Below are 19,239 nucleotides of genomic sequence, written 5' to 3'. Positions count from 1 at the left end.
CTTGTTTTTTATCTTGCGCGGTCTTTTTTATAATGAGAACATAAGAAGGAGGAAAGTGTATATAATGTAAAAAATTGAACGTAAGAGGAGTGAACGAATGTTTTCTGAATCTGAAGCGGAGTTGAGACGAATCAGAATTGCACTTGTCTGGATTGCTGTGTTCTTATTGTTTGGTGCGTGCGGGAGGGATGAAACAGTAATTGAAACAGATAGCGGAGATTCTTATGAAACGCCCCAGCCAAGTTCATTTCCGCTCGAAAATAATCATTTTGGAATCGTAAATGACGGCAATATAGAAATTTATGAGTATAATGAGGCTGATAACAAGGTAAAGCTTAAAAAAGCGTTTCCGTCTGATGAGCTTGAATAAAATTCACAAGCATGGAATTTTACAAAGCAGAGGCAGGCCGCTAAACTGAATACTGACACAGAACATACAGAGGGTGAAATGATGAAGCATAAGATTATTGTCAATCACTGGGAAGAAATCTGTGAAGACGATTCCTGCTATGAATATGGAACGAGTATTATTGTTAATGGAAAAGAATTAATCAGAGAAGCCTCAATTATAAGCGCATTGAAGGCAGTTTTAGAAGAAATCGGCGCTGACGCAGAAATAGAAGAAACAGTCGAAAGCGAAAAATGCTGTGACAGTATAAGAAAAAAAAATCTAGACTACTAAGCAGTTTTTTTCATGTTATGATATACATCGGCTTAAAAACGACACTTCGAGTAGGATGAGAGATGATTCTCGTTCTGCTCTCTTTTTTGGGCCCTGATGAGGGTGCCAGAGAGAAAATATGAATTTTTTATTAAAACGAATCTATATATTGTGTTTTTGCCAGAGGGTAGTATACTATATATAGTGTTAGTAGTTGAGAGATTCATATTTTTTGATAGGTCGTGATAAAACGTGGTACAAATCATATTTGATTCAAAAACAGGGAATGTTCAGCGCTTTGTGAATAAAATAGACTTTCAGCAAATACGCAAGGTGGACGAAATTGACCACCAGGACACTCCGTTTGTTTTGGTCACCTACACGACAAACTTCGGCCAGGTACCGGCATCAACACAATCATTTCTCGAAAAATACGCCCATCTCTTATTAGGAGTCGCTGCGAGCGGCAATAAAGTATGGGGCGATAACTTTGCGAAAAGCGCCGATACCATTTCAAGACAATATCAGGTGCCGATTTTGCACAAATTTGAACTCAGCGGCACATCTAAAGACGTTGAATTGTTTACTCAGGAGGTAGAAAGAGTTGTCACAAAATCAAGTGCCAAAATGGATCCAGTTAAATAACGAAATCATGATCCAAAAAGATGGAAAATTCCAGTTTGATAAGGATAAAGAGGCTGTACATAGCTATTTTGTAGATTATATCAATCAAAACACAGTATTCTTTCACGATTTAAAAGAGAAGCTGGATTATTTGATTGAAAATCAATACTATGAAGAAGAATTTTTAAGCCTTTATTCTTTTGAAGACATTAAAGAAGTGTTTAAGACAGCTTACGCTAAGAAGTTTCGTTTTCCTTCCTTCATGAGTGCGTTTAAATTCTATAATGACTATGCTTTGAAAACGAATGACAAGAAAAAAATCCTCGAGCGTTATGAGGACCGGATCTCAATTGTTGCGCTGTTCTTCGCAAACGGCGACACTGAGAAAGCAAAAGAATATGTCAACCTGATGATCAATCAGGAATATCAGCCGAGCACACCGACATTCTTGAACGCTGGCAGAAAACGCCGCGGAGAACTGGTGAGCTGCTTCTTGCTCGAAGTCAATGATTCTTTAAATGACATTTCAAGAGCGATCGATATCTCCATGCAGCTTTCTAAACTGGGCGGCGGGGTTTCTCTTAATCTGTCCAAGCTTCGCGCGAAAGGTGAAGCCATCAAAGATGTTGAAAATGCCACAAAAGGCGTTGTAGGCGTTATGAAGCTTCTTGATAACGCGTTCCGTTATGCTGACCAAATGGGACAAAGACAAGGATCTGGTGCGGCGTATTTAAACATTTTCCACCGCGATATCAATGATTTTCTCGATACGAAAAAGATTTCTGCCGACGAGGATGTGCGCGTCAAAACACTTTCTATCGGTGTAGTCATTCCGGACAAGTTCGTTGAGCTTGCGCGTGAGGACAAAGCGGCTTATGTATTCTATCCGCATACCATCTATAAAGAGTACGGACAGCACATGGACGAAATGGACATGAATGAAATGTACGATAAGTTCGTCGACAACCCTCGGGTGAAAAAAGAGAAAATCAACCCGCGGAAATTGCTCGAAAAACTGGCGGTGCTTCGTTCTGAATCAGGCTATCCATACATCATGTTCCAGGATAATGTCAACAAAGTACATGCGAATAATCATATTTCAAAGGTGAAATTTTCTAACCTTTGCTCTGAAGTGCTGCAGGCATCTCAGGTTTCTTCTTACACAGACTACGATGTAGAAGATGAAATCGGCTTGGATATTTCCTGCAACCTGGGATCGCTTAACATTCTCAACGTGATGGAGCACAAATCGATCGAAAAGACTGTTAAGCTTGCGACTGATTCTTTAACTCACGTATCTGAAACGACTGATATCCGTAATGCACCTGCTGTAAGACGGGCAAACAAAGCGATGAAATCAATCGGTCTCGGCGCTATGAACCTTCACGGATACCTGGCGCAAAATGGCATCGCGTATGAAAGTCCAGAAGCGCGCGACTTTGCGAACACATTCTTTATGATGGTGAACTTCTACTCTATCCAGCGTTCTGCAGAGATCGCAAAAGAGAAGGGCGAGACGTTTGATCAATATGAAGGATCAACCTATGCAACTGGTGAATACTTCGATAAATACGTTTCAGCTGATTTCTCGCCGAAATACGAAAAAATCGCAAATCTGTTTGAAGGTATGCATATCCCGACGACAGAGGACTGGAAACAATTAAAAGCATTTGTCGCTGAACACGGCATGTATCACAGCTACAGATTATGCATTGCGCCGACAGGCTCGATTTCATACGTTCAGTCAAGCACGGCATCTGTCATGCCGATTATGGAACGGATTGAAGAAAGAACATACGGCAACTCAAAAACGTACTACCCAATGCCTGGGCTTGCATCTAATAACTGGTTCTTCTACAAAGAAGCCTATGATATGGATATGTTCAAAGTCGTAGATATGATCGCGACAATCCAGCAGCACGTTGATCAGGGAATCAGCTTTACATTGTTCCTAAAAGATACAATGACGACTCGTGATTTAAACCGGATTGATTTGTATGCACATCACAGAGGAATTAAAACCATTTACTATGCAAGAACGAAAGATACTGGGCAAGACAGCTGCCTTTCTTGTGTTGTTTGATTAAAGGAGAGTTTATAGTGACGAAAATTTATGACGCAGCAAACTGGTCAAAGCATGAAGACGACTTTACCCAAATGTTCTATAACCAAAATGTGAAACAGTTCTGGCTTCCGGAAGAGATTGCTTTAAACGGCGATCTCCTCACTTGGAAGTACCTCGGGAAAAACGAGCAAGACACGTATATGAAGGTACTGGCCGGATTGACTCTTCTTGATACAGAGCAGGGGAATACAGGAATGCCGATCGTGGCTGAACACGTAGACGGCCACCAGCGGAAAGCCGTGCTGAATTTTATGGCGATGATGGAGAACGCCGTTCACGCAAAATCGTACTCTAATATTTTCATGACACTGGCACCGACTGAAACGATTAATGAAGTATTCGAATGGGTCAAACAAAACAAATTTTTGCAGAAAAAAGCGCAAATCATCGTCGGACTCTACAAAGCGATTAAAAAAGATGACGAGATTTCACTGTTCAAAGCAATGGTTGCATCTGTGTATTTAGAAAGCTTCCTATTCTATAGCGGTTTCTATTATCCGTTATATTTCTACGGACAAGGAAAACTGATGCAAAGCGGTGAAATTATCAACCTGATCCTTCGTGATGAAGCGATTCACGGTGTTTATGTCGGACTTCTCGCTCAAGAAATCTACAATAAGCAGACAGAAGAAACAAAAGCAGAGCTTCGCGAATTTGCCATTGACCTTTTGAATGAGCTTTATGAGAATGAGCTTGAGTATACCGAGGACTTATACGATCAAGTCGGACTCTCGCACGATGTCAAGAAGTTCATCCGCTATAATGCGAATAAAGCGCTGATGAACCTTGGATTTGATCCTTACTTTGAAGAGGAAGACATTAATCCGATCGTTCTAAACGGATTAAATACAAAAACAAAATCACATGACTTCTTCTCCATGAAGGGGAACGGGTACAAAAAAGCGACCGTTGAGCCGATCAAAGATGATGACTTTTTCTTTGATGATGAAAAAGAGCAGATATAATATCTGCTCTTTTCGGCTTGAAGGTTGAAATAGGAGGACGCAGTAATCATGGGAAAAATGGATGAAATCATCTTGGTCGCTCCGCGCGATGAAGTGTTTAAAAAAGAAAAATTGACTTTTCAAGGCGTAAACAGTGAAGATGCCCGAGTAGCAGAAATTATGGCTCAAATTGAGGCGACCTATTCTGAAATGAGAAGGGGAGACGCAGAAGAAGATCCTCATTATAAACAGCCGATTCCTTATGTCGTCATTAAACGCGAGGATGAAGTTTTCCTTTATGAGCGGCTGGCTGGCGGCGGAGAATCACGTCTTCACAATAAGCTTTCTCTTGGCTTTGGCGGCCATATGAATCATATTGAAGGAGCTGCATCCTTTGCCGAGGTCTTAAAGCTGAACACAGACCGGGAGCTTGATGAAGAACTGCAAATCGAAGAAGAAGATAAGCAGGCCATTGTCACATTAGGTTTGATAAATGATGATGACAACAGTGTCGGTAAAGTGCATATCGGTATTCTATCTGCGCTTCAATTAAAGCCAGGCTCACATGTGGAAGTCAAAGAGAAAGAGCAAATCGCGGGTAAATGGATGAAAATTTCTGAACTAAAACAAACAGACATTTATAACCGTCTGGAAACATGGTCGCAATTCGTGGTTGACATTCTTGAATAAAAAAACCCGGTTTCTCATGAAGAGGAACCGGTTTTTTTATCAGGCATGCTCGTCCGCAGCAGTATTATGATTCTAGGAAGACCATAGCGTCAAAGCCGGTATTCTCAGCTCTGGCAGCAAGGGCATCGGCATGATCTTTGGAAGAAAAAGCGCCGATCTGAACTTTATATAATCCGTCCTTTAAGAGCACAATGGCGTCAAAGCCCTTAGACTCTGCACTGCTTGCAAGATTGTCCGCATTTGCTTTGACCTTAAAAGCCCCGATTTGAACCTTATATAACCCTGAGTTGGATGTCTTTTGAAGGCTGAAGGCTTGCTCCAACCCGTTTGCATGTCCTCTTGCCAAGCTTTGAATAAAACTGCTCGTTTTAAGCTTGTTCGCATCAGTAACCGTATCAATAAAACCGTTTTCCGTAAGCAGGGCAGGCATTGAGGATTCCCTTAATACGTGAAAGTTTGCTGTTTTTTTACCGCGATCGGAAAAGTCGACAGCTTGTATGACTTCAGAGTGAATCTCTGATTGGTAAGTCGTTGTCGGTGCTCCGACTCCCGGATAAATGTAGCTTTCGAAACCTGTTCCGCCCCCGGAATTAATGTGAATGGATAAAAAGAAATCGGCTCCCCAGTTATTTGCAGCATTTGTCCGGTCGCTTAAGCTGACATATTGGTCGCTTGTCCGGCTCAGCAGCACAGTAACACCCTCATACTCATTCGTCAATATAGTGCGTAAAGCTAAAGCGATTTGCAAGGTTAACGTTTTTTCTTGGAGACCATTGCCTGTTGCGCCTGGATCGGACCCGCCATGACCTGGATCAATAAAAATTTTAACCATTCTCCATCACCTCATTACAGGATATGAAAAAAGACGGCTTCTGCTTGTACGATTATCATCCGGCAGAAAAATGAGGAAATAACCCCTATTACCCGAAAAATTATTTCTCGGGAAAGCGCACAATTCAACAGGATGCGACAGGAAGGTTGCTAAAAGTGTGCCTTCTAATTGGCTTAAAAAAGGGGGTTATTCAATCGAATTCAGCAGAAAGCGGAGGGGGAAATGATGATGACATCCATATGCTGCTTCAGTCTTTTTGCGGCCCGACTGTGGTTTTGGAGGTCAGTCAGAACGTACTCAATGGAAATAGCGTTCAGACATTCTTTTTGTTTCCTATTAATATCCCTCATGGTTCGCATGGGTTAACGTTTATACTCACTCTTTTCCTCGGTGCCATTATTTTCTCTCCAGTTCTTCATCGGATTATTGGCATTTGTATTTGAAGAAGTATGGGGATTTGACATCATCCTAGGCTTAGTCTCTCAGGAAAGTTGATTTCCCGGGTGTTTACCCGGGTTTCTTCCAAAAAGTTGCTGGTTTTTATACATCACCCAAAAAATCCTCTTTCTCGATGATCCGACAATCGGTTTAGATATCCTGCGAAAGGAAGAATACACAGAAATTTCTTCATCCTATCTTCTCACCTCCCATCAAATTGATGACGTTGAACGTTTATGTAAACGGATCATCCTGATTGAGGAGGGAGAAATCAAATTCGACGGACCAAAAGTAGAGCTGTCACAATTGACGAACAGTAAGAGAGAAGCTTAGCTGTTGAAGTAGACGTCGTTCATGCAGACTCGGGTTTACTTTCATGTCAACCTACTGAAGTGAAAGGGAAATATATCTGATAATTCACAAACTCCTCAGCTCATCACAAGCATATCTGCGCAATATACTGTTTTCAATATAAATAACAGAGGCTGGCATTGAGAATATCATGACTGAGGTTATACATCGAAGAAATATCACCTTCATAGCTGATTGTTCTAACAAATTTGCTGAAAATAAAATCTCTTGGTTTGTCCACCCTTTGTTCGTGAATACAATAAGAAATAAAGTATTTCTCGGGAAAGCGCAGGATTCCCCATTGTTCCCGAAAAAAAGCATTTGTTTCGACACATGATAGGCGTTTGTCACATAAGGCATACGCTTGAATATCATATAGAGAGAACTGAGAGGTGAAAATGTTGGAGCGCGCTGTGACTTATAAAAACAACGGACAGATCAACATTATTCTTAACGGACAGAAGCAGGTGCTGACAAACGCTGAGGCAGAGGCGGAATATCAAGCGGCTTTGCAAAAAAACGAAGCTAAGCACGGCATTTTGAAGGAAATAGAAAAAGAGATGAACACACTGGTTGGAATGGAGGAAATGAAACGAAACATTAAGGAAATATACGCTTGGATTTTTGTCAATCAAAAACGTGCGGAACAGGGCTTGAAGGTGGGAAAGCAAGCGCTGCATATGATGTTTAAAGGAAATCCGGGAACTGGGAAAACGACAGTTGCGCGGCTTATCGGCCGGCTGTTCTTTGAAATGAACGTACTGTCAAAAGGCCACCTGATCGAAGCGGAACGCGCGGACTTGGTCGGGGAATACATTGGCCACACCGCCCAAAAGACGAGGGATTTAATCAAAAAGTCATTAGGCGGCATTTTGTTTATAGACGAAGCCTATTCCCTTGCAAGGGGCGGCGAAAAGGACTTCGGAAAAGAAGCGATCGACACGCTCGTCAAGCATATGGAAGACAAACAGCATGAATTCATTTTAATTCTTGCCGGATATTCACGGGAAATGGAGCATTTTTTATCATTGAATCCCGGTCTCCAATCCAGATTTCCCATCTCCATCGATTTCCCGGATTATTCCGTCAATCAGCTTATGGAAATTGCGAAACGAATGATCGCAGAGCGGGAATACCAGCTCAGTCAGGAAGCCGAATGGAAATTAAAGGATTACTTAATGACAGTCAAAAGCACAACAAGTCCCATTAAATTCAGCAATGGCCGTTTTGTCAGAAATGTCATAGAAAAATCGATCAGAGCGCAAGCCATGAGACTTCTAATGGGCGACCAATACTTAAAAAGCGATTTGATGACCATTAAAAGCCAAGATCTTTCAATCAAAGAAGACGCCGCTGGCTCGATATAGACCTCTTCCTGTGAGAGGTCTTTTTTTCTAATGTATTTCTTGCTTTTCACAGCAATCGATTTGTGGTATACACATGCAGGGTTTGGTATGATAATACTACTGCCCAATATGCAATAGAAAGGAACATCCATTTGAACGAACAAGAAATAAGACAGGAAAAGGCCATTTTAGTCGGATGTCAGCTGCCGCATATCACAGATGAACATTTTGAAAATTCCATGGAAGAGCTTGCATCACTGACAAAAACAGCAGATGGAACGGTATTGACCAGCGTCACGCAAAAACGAAACCGGGCTGACGCAGCTACATATATAGGAAAAGGGAAGGTTGAAGAGCTGAAGACGCTCGTTGAAGAGCTTGAAGCCGATCTTCTTATTTTTAATGATGAACTGTCACCAAGCCAGCTGAAGTCCTTGGCAACTGCGATTGAAGTAAAAATCATCGACCGCACGCAATTGATATTAGATATTTTTGCGAAAAGAGCAAGAACAAGAGAAGGAAAGCTTCAAATCGAGCTGGCTCAGCTCCAGTATGCTCTCCCGCGTCTGACGGGACAGGGGATCAACCTTTCCCGGCAAGGCGGAGGGATCGGCGCGAGAGGACCGGGGGAAACAAAACTGGAGACCGATCGCCGCCATATTAGAAATCGCATTCATGAAATTAACACGCAGTTATCCGCTGTCATTCGCCATAGAAGCCGCTATCGGGAAAGAAGAAAGAAAAACGGTGTGCTGCAAATCGCTCTTGTCGGGTATACGAACGCGGGGAAATCAACGTGGTTTAACCGCTTGACAAGCGCTGACAGCTATGAAGAAGACCTTCTGTTTGCCACGCTGGACCCTATGACCAGAAAAATGGTGCTGCCAAGCGGCTACAGCGTGCTCCTGTCAGATACGGTCGGATTTATTCAAGATCTTCCGACGACACTGATCGCTGCATTCCGCTCAACGCTTGAAGAAGTAAAAGAAGCGGATGTGATTCTGCATCTGATTGATTCCTCAAATGAGGAGTACACAGGGCACGAAAAAACGGTGCTTCGCTTGCTGGAAGAGCTTGAAGCAGATGATATCCCGGTGCTGACGGCTTATAACAAACGCGATCAAAAGCTGCCTGACTTTATCCCGTCCGTTGGAAAGAATCATATCATGGTCAGTGCAAGATTTGAGGAGGATGCTGAAAAGTTTAAGGAAACCATCCAGCGTTATTTGCGCCAAGAACTGTTAACGCCTTTTGAAGCGCAGGTACCGGCAAGTGAGGGCAAGCTTCTCTCCAGAATCAAATCCGAAACGATGGTTGACCGTTTTCATTTTAATGAAGAAAACGAACAGTACGACATATCGGGATATGTACAAGAAGAGCAAGGTATCATCGGTGAATTGAAGAAGTATATGTAAGAAGGGAATACAAGGACATGTTCGAAACTTTAACACACGGAGATTTATTAAAAAAAACAGCAATGGAAGTGGAAACGGAAATTGCCGGCGTTCATAAACAAATAGAAGAAATCAGTGAACGCAATGAATGGAGAGTGCTTCAAAGCTATAGAAAACACAAGGTGAGCGACACTCATTTTACGCCGTCTACAGGATACGGCTATGATGACATCGGAAGAGATACACTTGAAAGCATTTATGCAGATGTGTTTGGCGGAGAAGCCGGGCTTGTCAGGCCTCAAATTATATCAGGCACACATGCGATTTCTATTGCTTTATTCGGTGTCCTCAGACCGGGGGACGAGCTGCTTTATATCACAGGCAAGCCGTATGATACGTTAGAAGAAATTGTCGGCGTCAGAGGCGGAGAAAATTCTGGATCGTTAAAGGATTTTCAAATCGGCTACAATGCGGTTGACCTGACTGAAGACGGAAAAATAGATTACGATGCTGTCGCTGCAGCTATCAATCCGAAGACAAAGGTGATCGGCATTCAGCGCTCAAAAGGATATGCCAATCGTCCTTCTTTCTTAATTAGTGAAATCAAAGAAATGATCCGCTTTGTAAAAGAAATCAATGAAAACCTTATCGTATTTGTGGACAACTGTTACGGAGAATTTGTAGAAGAGCTGGAACCTTGCCATGTAGGCGCCGATCTCATGGCGGGATCTCTTATTAAAAATCCGGGAGGCGGTCTTGCCAAAACAGGCGGGTACCTCGTTGGAAAATCTAAATGGATCGAGGCTTGTTCATACCGAATGACTTCACCGGGCATCGGCCGGGAAGCCGGAGCGTCTCTTTACTCGCTCCAGGAAATGTATCAAGGCTTCTTTTTGGCGCCGCACGTTGTGTCACAAAGCTTAAAGGGAGCGGTGTTTACAGCGAGATTCCTTGAAAAACTGGGCTTCACTTCAAACCCGAAATGGGATGCGAAAAGAACAGATTTGATACAATCCGTTGAGTTTTCCGACAGAGAAAAGATGATTGCCTTTTGCCAGGCCATTCAATATGCATCGCCGATCAATGCCCACGTGACGCCTTATCCAGCCTACATGCCGGGATACGAAGATGATGTGATTATGGCAGCGGGCACATTTATACAAGGAGCAAGCATTGAATTATCAGCTGATGGCCCTATCCGCCCGCCATATGTAGCGTATGTGCAGGGAGGATTAACCTATGCGCATGTGAAAAATGCCATATGCAGTGCAGTGGATTCTTTAATGGATAAGAAATTAATTTGAATAGTTTAAAATTTTCACTGAATTTCATGTTAAGAATCCTTACATGTTATTGACACAAAATATAACATCACCTATAATGAAACTAAGTTAAGAAAAGGAGGAAATTGAGATGAGTGATAACATTCGCCGCTCAATGCCTTTATTTCCAATAGGAATTGTCATGCAATTGACCGAATTATCAGCAAGACAAATTCGGTATTATGAGGAAAATGGACTGATATTTCCAGCTAGAAGCGAAGGAAATAGACGATTATTCTCATTTCACGATGTAGATAAACTGTTAGAAATTAAACACCTGATTGAACAAGGTGTAAACATGGCAGGAATTAAACAAATTCTGGCGAAAGCATCGGCCGAGCCGGAACAGAAACAAAATGAGAAGACGAAGAAACCAATGAAACATGATCTGTCTGATGACGAACTGAGACAGCTCCTGAAAAACGAGCTTATGCAAGCCGGCCGTTTTCAAAGAGGAAATACATTCCGTCAAGGCGACATGTCCCGCTTCTTTCATTAATCCGTTAGCAACTGTTTTGCTATATACATTTACCTTTTAGAGGAGGAGTTTTACGAAATGGCAAAGTATACAAGAGAAGATATCGTAAAATTAGTAAATGAGGAAAACGTCAAGTACATCCGCCTGCAATTTACCGACATTCTTGGAACAATCAAGAACGTTGAGATTCCTGTAAGCCAGCTTCCAAAAGCACTTGATAATAAGGTCGTGTTTGACGGATCTTCTATTGAAGGTTTCGTTCGCATCGAAGAATCAGATATGTACCTGTATCCTGATCTAAATACATTTGTTATCTTCCCATGGACAGCTGAAAAAGGTAAAGTAGCACGTTTCATCTGTGATATTTACAATCCGGATGGCACACCTTTCGAAGGTGACCCGCGAAACAACTTAAAACGGATTCTGAAAGAAATGGAAGACCTGGGCTTCAGTGATTTCAATCTAGGACCTGAGCCTGAATTCTTCTTATTCAAATTAGACGAAAAAGGCGAACCGACTCTTGAATTAAACGACAAAGGCGGATATTTCGACTTAGCTCCAACTGACTTGGGAGAAAACTGCCGCCGCGATATCGTTCTTGAGCTTGAAGAGATGGGCTTTGAAATCGAAGCATCTCACCACGAAGTAGCGCCTGGCCAGCACGAAATCGACTTTAAATATGCCGGTGCAGTCCGCTCTTGTGACGACATCCAAACGTTTAAACTAGTTGTTAAAACAATTGCCCGCAAACACGGTCTGCATGCGACATTTATGCCAAAACCGTTGTTCGGTGTGAACGGTTCAGGTATGCACTGCAATCTATCACTCTTCAAAGATGGCGTTAACTCATTCTATGATGCAAACGCAGATCTTCAGTTAAGTGAAACAGCGAAACACTTCATTGCAGGTATCGTGAAGCATGCAACAAGCTTTACAGCAGTAACAAACCCGACAGTGAACTCTTACAAACGTCTTGTTCCTGGCTATGAAGCACCTTGCTACGTTGCATGGAGCGCGCAAAACAGAAGCCCGCTTATCCGTATCCCGGCTTCCCGCGGCATCAGCACACGTGTTGAAGTGCGCAGCGTAGATCCAGCTGCGAATCCGTACCTAGCACTTAGCGTCTTGCTTGCTGCAGGTTTAGACGGAATCAAAAACAAACTAGAAGCGCCAGCTCCAATCGACCGCAACATCTACGTGATGAGCAAAGAAGAGCGCATGGAAAACGGAATCGTCGACCTTCCTGCAACACTTGCTGAAGCATTAGACGAATTCAAATCAAACGAAGTGATGGTCAAAGCTCTAGGCGAGCACCTATTCGAGCACTTCATCGAAGCAAAAGAAATCGAGTGGGATATGTTCCGCACACAAGTTCATCCTTGGGAGCGCGAACAGTATATGTCTCAGTATTAATCTCTCAATCCCTTGGCACTATTGGTGTCAGGGGATTTTTAAATTTTGGTCATAATATTAAGAGATCGATATTTTTGGTCCTTGACCAAAATATGACCAAAAAAATTTGAAGTTATGAATCTAACTCCACAATTGAGGACACGTATTTCTCGTAATCCTTTATTCGGTTTTGGTCAAGCTTCTTACTAATATGTGAATAAACATCGGCAGTTACCATCATGCTTTTATGTCCTAAACGTTCTTGAATGTATTTCATATCAGCGCCTGACTCTAAAAGTAAAACAGCATGTGTATGCCGTAATGCGTGGATAGGCATTTTATTTATGTCAGCTCGCTTTAAAATACGATTAAACGCATTAAAAAGGGTGGACTTAGGTAAAAAATTCCCGTCAACTCTGCAAAATACTAAATTGAGATCATGTTTATAATCATCCTGTAACATTTGTTTATTCTCAAATTGCCACTTCTTATGTTTTTGTAAAGCAGCAGAAAGGGAAGCGCCAATTGATATTCTTCTTTTGGATTCATAAGTTTTAGTTTCGCCGAAGAGTTCAGCAGCTGTTTTTGCAGAAAAATCTAGGGTGTTTTTAATGTCTATGTAATTCTCTCTTAAGTTGATATCTGTCCATTGAAGAGCAGCAGCTTCACCTTTACGCATACCGGTCTCTATGAGCGTTCTAAAAAAGATGTAATATATATAGTTATACTTATATGCTTCCTGAAGAAATTTCGGAATATCCTCAGAAAGCATGTATTCGAGTGTACCTTTTTTCTTTTCATTCTTATTTGATATTGTGACCCCGTAACAAGGGTTTTTTGCTAATTTTCCTATGATGACAGCTTTACTAAAAGCATTAAACATTGTACCGTGTATAATTTCCACAGTGCGTTTGCTGTACCCCTGATCAGTTAAAAAGTTAAGGAATTTTTGATACATAATAGGTTTAATATCTGTAATCTTGATGTTTTTGAAGTAAGGAAGAATATGATTCTTGATGTTTCGTTCGTGGAGTTCATATGTATTCTTTCTAACGGTGTCTTTTTTGTATTCATGTAGCCAACTAAATAAAAATTGCTCAAGTGATATGGTTTCTGTATCAAATTCAAATCCAGCAGCTATTTGCTTTTCTTGTTCTGCAGCAGCTTTTTGAGCTTCTTTCTTTGTTTTAAAACCACTCTTTGATTTTATTTTGTATTTGAGAGTAAAAGGGTCTTTAAAGGAGACACGATATTCCCACTTGTCTCCTCTTTTTCTGAATGTAGCCATATTTACCTCCTGAGAGAGTTTTAAGAATTATTATAATTAACTGTAAAAGGAAATGGGTTTGAATTATTTTCGTAATTTTGTTTTTCTTCAATCCAGTCTTGCAACAGTCCTTGACGATAGAACGTAGATTCATTACCACACTTTGAACAATAACGAGCATTACCGTCTAGTATTGATTCACAACTTTGTTGAACAAAGTTCCATCCTGTGTCATCTGTTTGATATGTGTCGGCGCATTTATTAATTAAATATGCACTGCAAATTTTACATATATCACCTTCGTGATTCACTTGTTCGTTTTGGCATTTAGGACAAATAAGTGCTCTTCCATTTTTGTCTAATTGGTAACCACTATATATCAACTCTGTTTTCTCCTTTTTATTTATTAGTTTGTTATTTCCACAAATAGGACAATATTTTGCTGATTTATTAACAAAAGAATGAGCACAATTACGGCAAAATATTGAATTTTTTATAGTTGAAATAAATTGTTTAAAACATTTTAATTGAAGGTTAATCATTGGCATCAACGTATTGTATAAATCAAAACTTAATGATTTTAATCTTACCTTTGCAGCTCGCTTAGATATTTTGAAATAGTTAATTAATTCAGCTTCCGTTTTTATGTCTAAATGTTTAACTAATACAGCAGGAGCGAGTACATTTCTAGCAAATGAGTTCACCTCGTTTTCTAATACTCTATACTTTGATTCAGTCATCTTACTTCTTCTTAGTATAGTTTCCTCGAGTTCAACAAGATGGTTCATATATATATGGCCTATTTCATGCATTAAAGTAAAACGGATTCTTTCTGGTATCATAATTGTATCGTTATAAGCAATTGTGTGGTTTATCCCATCATAAATGGTGTAACCATCTTTACTTTGAAATGCCTCTATTATTTCAGGGATGCTCATTTCGTGTATTTCTGCTAATTCAGAATACGAAATTAATCCCCATTTATTTCTTTTGATTATTTTGAATGGGTCTATTGGAAAGTCAGAAATATTTTCGTTAGCAAAAAAATAACTGACTTTCTGCATCACTTTAGTGTACCGAGCTTTTTTAGGAAATTTCATTCATCCATCGCTTCTTTTCCTCGTTTTTGCATTGTTTTTATTAATGCTTTTAAAGCATCCTTTTGTCCAGTATTCAAATTGTTTATATCTCTTGCAATTGTTCTTACTTCTTCATCAAATTCATTTAAAGTAGATTCGTTATTATCTCTTCCAAGAAGAAAATCAACACCCACGTTATAAAAATCAGCTATCTTCTTTAACATTTCGACGCTAGGTTTTGCTATATCATTTTCCCATGAATTATATCTTCCACGTTGAATTTCCAACTTATCTGCCACTTGGTACTGACTCAACCCTCTTTGTGATCTAAGTTTTTTTAGATTTTTACCTAAACTCATAATTGTCCTCCAGAAAAAAATTTTCCATTCGGGGTTGACGGATAATTAAATTATCCATTATAATCAGAACTACCGAAAGGAAGGTGATGGATAAAGTGACCAAAAAACGCCAATACTTTTCTAAGTGTCGCAAAGCCAAAGGCACACAAGAGTATGTGGCAAAAGAAAACGGTATTTCAACTGTCTATCTGCGTATGATTGAAAATGGAACATTTACTCCTGGCAGAGATCTAATGTTTCGATTATGTTATTATTTTGATCAACCGGCAGATAAATTATTTCCGGATTACTTTTGTAATACGTCTCTTAAGTATGCCAAAAGCGATAATTAAATTATCCATATTTGGATTATAGATAATTTAATCGCACTAGTCAACGGTTTTCTATTTTTTTTACTACTTTGGATAATTAAATTATCCATCATGGAGGGGAAATGAATTGCATTTAAAAATAATTAATAACAATGGAGATTTGATGGTAGAGAGTCGACAGGTAGCCAAATTGACAGGGAAACGACATACAGACTTAATTAGGGCTATCAAAAGTTATTTAGATATTTTAACCGACGCAAAATTGCGTCCGTTAGAATTCTTCGTTCCTTCAACTTATGAAGACAATAAAGGAGAAACACGATTATGTTATCTTTTGACTCGTAAAGGCTGTGACATGGTTGCAAACAAAATGACTGGTGAGAAGGGTGTTCTGTTTACAGCTGCCTATGTAACAAAGTTTGAAGAAATGGAAAACAAACTTAAGCCCAACATTCCTCAGTCATTACCAGAAGCTTTACGGCTAGCTGCTGATCTAGCAGAAAAGAATGAATATCTTCTTTTGGAAAATGCTCAGAAAAATCAAATGATAAATGAGCTACAACCTAAAGCATCTTACTATGATTTGGTTTTACAGAATAAATTCTTACTTTCAATCAGCAAGATAGCTAAAGACTATGGGATGAGTGGAACTAAGATGAACAAACTTCTCCATGAGTTAGGAATTCAATATAAGCAGGGCGACTGTTGGCTGCTATATCAGAAATACGCTGATAAAGGTTACACACAAAGTAAGACTCATGCAATCGACTCTGATAAAAGCAAGCTTCACACTTATTGGACTCAGAAAGGCCGATTGTTTATCTATGAAACCCTAAAAAATAAAAAAGGTATACTTCCGATAATTGAACGAGAAGAACGTGCATCGTAAGGAGGTGAATAAGAATGATTGAATTAACGATGAAAGCTGATTCTGATTCATTTAGAAACAACTTATATGATTTGCTTCAAGAAGTAGCAACTTCAATAATCGAGGACAATCGAAAAGAGCATGAACTTCCTTATATGATCAGTAAAGCTCAACTAGCTAAATACATTTTTAACGTCAGTTCACAAACGCTTGACGCACATGTCATTTACAGGGAGGACTTTCCTAAATTTAAAGTAGGGGAAAGAATATTATTTCCTCGAGACATGGTTTTAGAATGGATTCGAAAAAATATGGAAGTTGTTGAGTCTATAAAGACGAGAGATTAAAGGAGGACCAAAATGAAAGAACTACCCGCACATGTTGAAGAAAGACTTTACGAATTTTTCATGAAGTACTCTGTACCACGGATTCTTAAAAAGGAGGCTAAGATGAAAAATGCTCTTAAGCTTGCTGCTTTCTTTGCAGAATTTGAGCAAAAAATGATTAAAAAGAACCGATTAAAGGTTGCTAATTTCTCTAATAGACAAATGGTGAGACAATGTCATGTCTACTTAGAACTGAAAGGATTTGAAGAATGAAACTAAATCAATTTCTTGCATCAGATAAGGGCAAAGCTAAACGTAAATTGGCATCCGCACAGTTCCTATTAAACGAACTGCTTCCAGATGAAATAGAGAACAACAATTTTGATGAATGTATTGATCTTTGTTTATCGGCTGCTGAAATGTTCAAAGACATCAAACGGATGCATCATCCTGAACAAGTCGTTCAGCTACATGAAATTGCAACTCAATTTCTAAGTAAAGGTCTTGATGTCTCAATTGTAAGGAGGCCAGCATATGAATCTTGAGCATCCAATCATAACGGAAATTAACCATTATGGCTATCCAAAACAGTATCTCCAGTATGACCGGGATCGGGAAGAGGATGCCGATGAAGAAGATCAATAAAAAAAGCCCACACGGCAATGTGGACTAATATAAACAAAAACAATTCCATTTTAAATGGATCTCTCAACAAAATCAAATAGAGGAAGGTGTCTCATATGAATCCACTACAGGACTTTGAACTAAATGAAATTAATAACGGCGAACTGCCGGGGGACCGTCCACAGTTTGAAATCACTGATATGAACAGCCTGAACTGGGCTTTCCGAAAAATAGCTGCTCTTAAGTCGCAGGAAAAGGAAATCAAAGCGCTGGCGGCCACAGAAAAGCAACGTATTGAAGAATGGGAAAGGCAGGAGCTTAAGCCTTTAGCTGACAGTCTTTCATTCTTTGAAAACCTGGTTAGTGTCTATCATACAAAGCAGCTGCAGGAAGACCCGAAGACAAAAACACTTTCCACACCTTATGGGAAATCTAAAAGCCGGACAACAAAAGCAGCGCCTAAAGAAGTGGACAAGGAAAAACTTCTACAGCATGTGAAGGATGCTGGTATGGAAGAGTTTATAAAAGAGTCTGTGGCATGGGGTGATCTTAAGAAGACATTGATTGTCACTGAGATTGAAGGTAAACCGATCGTAGTTGATTCAAATGGAGAAGTTGTCCCGGGCGTAGAAGTGCAGCCGGAAACAGTCAGCTTCAAAGTGGAGGTGTAAGGGATGTTTCAAGTAACAGACGCGCAGCGTGAAAAGGAAAAAGCAATTGTGGGCTTTATCGGTCCAAGTGGTTCTGGTAAAACAGCCGGCGCCCTGCTGGTAGCTTACGGAATGATGCGTGAAGCATACCCAGAAGCAAGCGACGAGGAAATCTGGTCAAAGATCGGTGTCGTTGATACCGAGCACCGACGCGCAAAACTGTACGCTAATTTGCAGTTTGATGAAATTCGCATCGGCAGCTTTAAGCATATTGATTTTACACCGCCGTATACGACAGAACGATATCAAATGGCAGTCGAAGCAATTAAGAAAGCCGGTGCTGAGGTTGTCGTAATTGATTCACTCTCACACAACTGGCAGGGTGAAGGCGGAATAGTTGAAACACATGGCAGCATGTCCGGTAACTCTTTTCAAAACTGGGGTAAGCTTGCACCGGAAACAACCAAGCTTATTAAGACGTTAACACAAAATGACGTTCACATCTTAGCGACATTGAGAACAAAAACGGAGTATGTAGTGGAGCCAGATAATAACGGCAAAATGGCTCCGCGTAAGGTTGGAACAAAACCTGTACAGAAAGATGAAATGGAATACGAGTTTATGCTCAACTTCAATATTGATATTGATCATATGGCTGAGACGTCAAAAGACAATACGCGGATGTTTGAAGGCTCTTCAATCAAGCTAAACCCAGAAGTCGGCCGCAAACTTTATCAGTGGCTTGAGCTTGGCATTGACGTAAAGGCGGAAGAAGAAACAGAGCGCATCGGCTTGATTACTCACATCAAAATGATGATTGATGGCAACGAAAAGGCTGCGCAAATGATTGAGGAGTTCCAGATCAAAGCTAATCAGAAGCTTGAACAATGGAATATCAAACTTGCTAATGCTGCTATTGATAGATTAAACAGCGTTTTGGGAGGTGAGCCAGGTGAAAAATGATTCAAAGCTCGAAGAGATTCGGGGGCATGCGACTATATCTGATGTGCCCTGGTTAATCTCAGAGATTGATAGATTGAATAGTGGCATAGACAGTGTAATTTATGATTTGCGAAATGAAGACATCACCGATCCGCATGTAGTGGATTCAATTACTCAAAATCTTGTAGCTGTACTAAACGGCAAATAAACAAAAAT

The 19,239-nt window shown here is 40.3% G+C and carries 23 protein-coding genes; 19 read left to right on the top strand and 4 right to left on the bottom strand.

Annotation, left to right across the window (positions count from 1 at the left end):
- The first annotated feature begins 97 nt into the window (after positions 1-97).
- The 6 genes from AU387_RS11765 to AU387_RS11740 all read left to right on the top strand — a co-directional run bounded on the left by AU387_RS11765 (position 98) and on the right by AU387_RS11740 (position 5,044).
- Complete coding sequence (locus AU387_RS11765) at positions 98-370, top strand: YmzC family protein (RefSeq protein WP_024121496.1); 273 nt, start codon at positions 98-100, stop codon at positions 368-370.
- 81 nt (positions 371-451) lie between these two features.
- Positions 452-682: a hypothetical protein gene (locus AU387_RS11760; RefSeq protein WP_024121497.1), complete on the top strand. Its 231-nt coding sequence runs from the start codon at positions 452-454 to the stop codon at positions 680-682.
- 231 nt (positions 683-913) lie between these two features.
- Entirely contained in the window at positions 914-1,306 is a 393-nt protein-coding gene (gene nrdI / locus AU387_RS11755) for a class Ib ribonucleoside-diphosphate reductase assembly flavoprotein NrdI (RefSeq protein ID WP_044155794.1), read from the top strand.
- A complete protein-coding gene (gene nrdE, locus AU387_RS11750) occupies positions 1,266-3,368 on the top strand; it encodes a class 1b ribonucleoside-diphosphate reductase subunit alpha (protein ID WP_044155793.1) in 2,103 nt (700 codons plus the stop codon). Before nrdI ends, nrdE begins: the two co-directional genes overlap by 41 nt.
- A 17-nt stretch (positions 3,369-3,385) precedes the next feature.
- Positions 3,386-4,375 carry a class 1b ribonucleoside-diphosphate reductase subunit beta gene (gene nrdF / locus AU387_RS11745; RefSeq protein WP_044155791.1) on the top strand — a complete coding sequence of 330 codons (990 nt, stop codon included), beginning with the start codon at positions 3,386-3,388 and terminating at the stop codon, positions 4,373-4,375.
- A 48-nt stretch (positions 4,376-4,423) separates the two neighbouring features.
- Positions 4,424-5,044, top strand: a complete 621-nt coding sequence (locus tag AU387_RS11740) for a hypothetical protein (protein WP_044155790.1) — start codon at positions 4,424-4,426, stop codon at positions 5,042-5,044.
- 64 nt (positions 5,045-5,108) lie between these two features.
- Here the strand turns inward: AU387_RS11740 and AU387_RS11735 are convergent, their stop codons facing one another.
- The gene (locus AU387_RS11735) at positions 5,109-5,876 is read right to left on the bottom strand and encodes an N-acetylmuramoyl-L-alanine amidase (protein ID WP_059292729.1); all 768 of its coding nucleotides are present in this window, start codon (positions 5,874-5,876) and stop codon (positions 5,109-5,111) included.
- Positions 5,877-7,063: 1,187 nt separating this feature from the next.
- Here AU387_RS11735 and spoVK point away from each other — a divergent pair.
- The 5 genes from spoVK (at position 7,064) to glnA (ending at position 12,618) form a co-directional block, all read left to right on the top strand.
- Positions 7,064-8,032: a stage V sporulation protein K gene (spoVK, locus tag AU387_RS11725; RefSeq protein WP_044155785.1), complete on the top strand. Its 969-nt coding sequence runs from the start codon at positions 7,064-7,066 to the stop codon at positions 8,030-8,032.
- A 131-nt stretch (positions 8,033-8,163) separates the two neighbouring features.
- Positions 8,164-9,426, top strand: coding sequence for a GTPase HflX (gene hflX / locus AU387_RS11720; protein ID WP_059335760.1), 1,263 nt, complete (start codon positions 8,164-8,166; stop codon positions 9,424-9,426).
- A 17-nt stretch (positions 9,427-9,443) separates the two neighbouring features.
- Positions 9,444-10,709 carry a methionine gamma-lyase family protein gene (locus tag AU387_RS11715; RefSeq protein WP_044155781.1) on the top strand — a complete coding sequence of 422 codons (1,266 nt, stop codon included), beginning with the start codon at positions 9,444-9,446 and terminating at the stop codon, positions 10,707-10,709.
- Positions 10,710-10,818: 109 nt separating this feature from the next.
- The gene (gene glnR / locus AU387_RS11710; RefSeq protein WP_010334345.1) at positions 10,819-11,226 is read left to right on the top strand and encodes a transcriptional repressor GlnR; all 408 of its coding nucleotides are present in this window, start codon (positions 10,819-10,821) and stop codon (positions 11,224-11,226) included.
- Between the two features lie 57 nt (positions 11,227-11,283).
- The gene (gene glnA / locus AU387_RS11705) at positions 11,284-12,618 is read left to right on the top strand and encodes a type I glutamate--ammonia ligase (RefSeq protein ID WP_059335759.1); all 1,335 of its coding nucleotides are present in this window, start codon (positions 11,284-11,286) and stop codon (positions 12,616-12,618) included.
- Positions 12,619-12,730: 112 nt separating this feature from the next.
- On the opposite strand, the gene AU387_RS11700 is transcribed toward glnA, so the two are convergent.
- Genes AU387_RS11700 through AU387_RS11690 form a run of 3 tightly spaced genes read right to left on the bottom strand, consistent with a single transcriptional unit; the run spans position 12,731 to position 15,302 of the window.
- The gene (locus AU387_RS11700) at positions 12,731-13,885 is read right to left on the bottom strand and encodes a site-specific integrase (RefSeq protein ID WP_059335758.1); all 1,155 of its coding nucleotides are present in this window, start codon (positions 13,883-13,885) and stop codon (positions 12,731-12,733) included.
- A gap of 20 nt (positions 13,886-13,905) precedes the next feature.
- Positions 13,906-14,964, bottom strand: a complete 1,059-nt coding sequence (locus AU387_RS11695) for an ImmA/IrrE family metallo-endopeptidase (protein ID WP_059335757.1) — start codon at positions 14,962-14,964, stop codon at positions 13,906-13,908.
- Positions 14,961-15,302, bottom strand: coding sequence for a helix-turn-helix domain-containing protein (locus tag AU387_RS11690; RefSeq protein WP_059335756.1), 342 nt, complete (start codon positions 15,300-15,302; stop codon positions 14,961-14,963). Before AU387_RS11690 ends, AU387_RS11695 begins: the two co-directional genes overlap by 4 nt.
- A gap of 95 nt (positions 15,303-15,397) precedes the next feature.
- On the opposite strand from AU387_RS11690, the gene AU387_RS11685 reads away from it, so the two are divergent.
- The 8 genes from AU387_RS11685 to AU387_RS11650 all read left to right on the top strand — a co-directional run bounded on the left by AU387_RS11685 (position 15,398) and on the right by AU387_RS11650 (position 19,231).
- Positions 15,398-15,634: a helix-turn-helix transcriptional regulator gene (locus AU387_RS11685; protein ID WP_059335915.1), complete on the top strand. Its 237-nt coding sequence runs from the start codon at positions 15,398-15,400 to the stop codon at positions 15,632-15,634.
- Between the two features lie 106 nt (positions 15,635-15,740).
- Complete coding sequence (locus AU387_RS11680) at positions 15,741-16,502, top strand: Rha family transcriptional regulator (RefSeq protein WP_095532961.1); 762 nt, start codon at positions 15,741-15,743, stop codon at positions 16,500-16,502.
- Positions 16,503-16,516: 14 nt separating this feature from the next.
- Positions 16,517-16,828 carry a MerR family transcriptional regulator gene (locus AU387_RS11675; RefSeq protein WP_059335755.1) on the top strand — a complete coding sequence of 104 codons (312 nt, stop codon included), beginning with the start codon at positions 16,517-16,519 and terminating at the stop codon, positions 16,826-16,828.
- A gap of 12 nt (positions 16,829-16,840) precedes the next feature.
- Positions 16,841-17,080, top strand: a complete 240-nt coding sequence (locus AU387_RS11670; RefSeq protein WP_033881116.1) for a hypothetical protein — start codon at positions 16,841-16,843, stop codon at positions 17,078-17,080.
- A complete protein-coding gene (locus AU387_RS11665) occupies positions 17,077-17,352 on the top strand; it encodes a YqaH family protein (RefSeq protein WP_014479853.1) in 276 nt (91 codons plus the stop codon). The genes AU387_RS11670 and AU387_RS11665 overlap by 4 nt, the downstream gene beginning before the upstream one ends.
- A 195-nt stretch (positions 17,353-17,547) precedes the next feature.
- Positions 17,548-18,102: a host-nuclease inhibitor Gam family protein gene (locus tag AU387_RS11660; protein WP_059335754.1), complete on the top strand. Its 555-nt coding sequence runs from the start codon at positions 17,548-17,550 to the stop codon at positions 18,100-18,102.
- Positions 18,103-18,105: 3 nt separating this feature from the next.
- Positions 18,106-19,044: an AAA family ATPase gene (locus tag AU387_RS11655; RefSeq protein ID WP_059335753.1), complete on the top strand. Its 939-nt coding sequence runs from the start codon at positions 18,106-18,108 to the stop codon at positions 19,042-19,044.
- Complete coding sequence (locus AU387_RS11650) at positions 19,034-19,231, top strand: hypothetical protein (protein WP_019260095.1); 198 nt, start codon at positions 19,034-19,036, stop codon at positions 19,229-19,231. The genes AU387_RS11655 and AU387_RS11650 overlap by 11 nt, the downstream gene beginning before the upstream one ends.
- Positions 19,232-19,239: the final 8 nt, after the last annotated feature.

Source organism: Bacillus halotolerans (assembly GCF_001517105.1).
GTDB classification, from domain to species: domain Bacteria; phylum Bacillota; class Bacilli; order Bacillales; family Bacillaceae; genus Bacillus; species Bacillus halotolerans.
This window is presented reverse-complemented; position numbering and strand designations above follow the sequence as displayed.

Coding starts and splice junctions, on each gene's coding strand:
- AU387_RS11765 (WP_024121496.1), top strand. CDS start 98: ATGTTTTCTGAATCTGAAGCGGAGTTGAGACGAATCAGAATTGCACTT.
- AU387_RS11760 (WP_024121497.1), top strand. CDS start 452: ATGAAGCATAAGATTATTGTCAATCACTGGGAAGAAATCTGTGAAGAC.
- AU387_RS11740 (WP_044155790.1), top strand. CDS start 4,424: ATGGGAAAAATGGATGAAATCATCTTGGTCGCTCCGCGCGATGAAGTG.
- AU387_RS11735 (WP_059292729.1), bottom strand. CDS start 5,876: ATGGTTAAAATTTTTATTGATCCAGGTCATGGCGGGTCCGATCCAGGC.
- spoVK (WP_044155785.1), top strand. CDS start 7,064: ATGTTGGAGCGCGCTGTGACTTATAAAAACAACGGACAGATCAACATT.
- AU387_RS11715 (WP_044155781.1), top strand. CDS start 9,444: ATGTTCGAAACTTTAACACACGGAGATTTATTAAAAAAAACAGCAATG.
- glnR (WP_010334345.1), top strand. CDS start 10,819: ATGAGTGATAACATTCGCCGCTCAATGCCTTTATTTCCAATAGGAATT.
- glnA (WP_059335759.1), top strand. CDS start 11,284: ATGGCAAAGTATACAAGAGAAGATATCGTAAAATTAGTAAATGAGGAA.
- AU387_RS11700 (WP_059335758.1), bottom strand. CDS start 13,885: ATGGCTACATTCAGAAAAAGAGGAGACAAGTGGGAATATCGTGTCTCC.
- AU387_RS11695 (WP_059335757.1), bottom strand. CDS start 14,964: ATGAAATTTCCTAAAAAAGCTCGGTACACTAAAGTGATGCAGAAAGTC.
- AU387_RS11690 (WP_059335756.1), bottom strand. CDS start 15,302: ATGAGTTTAGGTAAAAATCTAAAAAAACTTAGATCACAAAGAGGGTTG.
- AU387_RS11675 (WP_059335755.1), top strand. CDS start 16,517: ATGATTGAATTAACGATGAAAGCTGATTCTGATTCATTTAGAAACAAC.
- AU387_RS11670 (WP_033881116.1), top strand. CDS start 16,841: ATGAAAGAACTACCCGCACATGTTGAAGAAAGACTTTACGAATTTTTC.
- AU387_RS11665 (WP_014479853.1), top strand. CDS start 17,077: ATGAAACTAAATCAATTTCTTGCATCAGATAAGGGCAAAGCTAAACGT.
- AU387_RS11660 (WP_059335754.1), top strand. CDS start 17,548: ATGAATCCACTACAGGACTTTGAACTAAATGAAATTAATAACGGCGAA.
- AU387_RS11655 (WP_059335753.1), top strand. CDS start 18,106: ATGTTTCAAGTAACAGACGCGCAGCGTGAAAAGGAAAAAGCAATTGTG.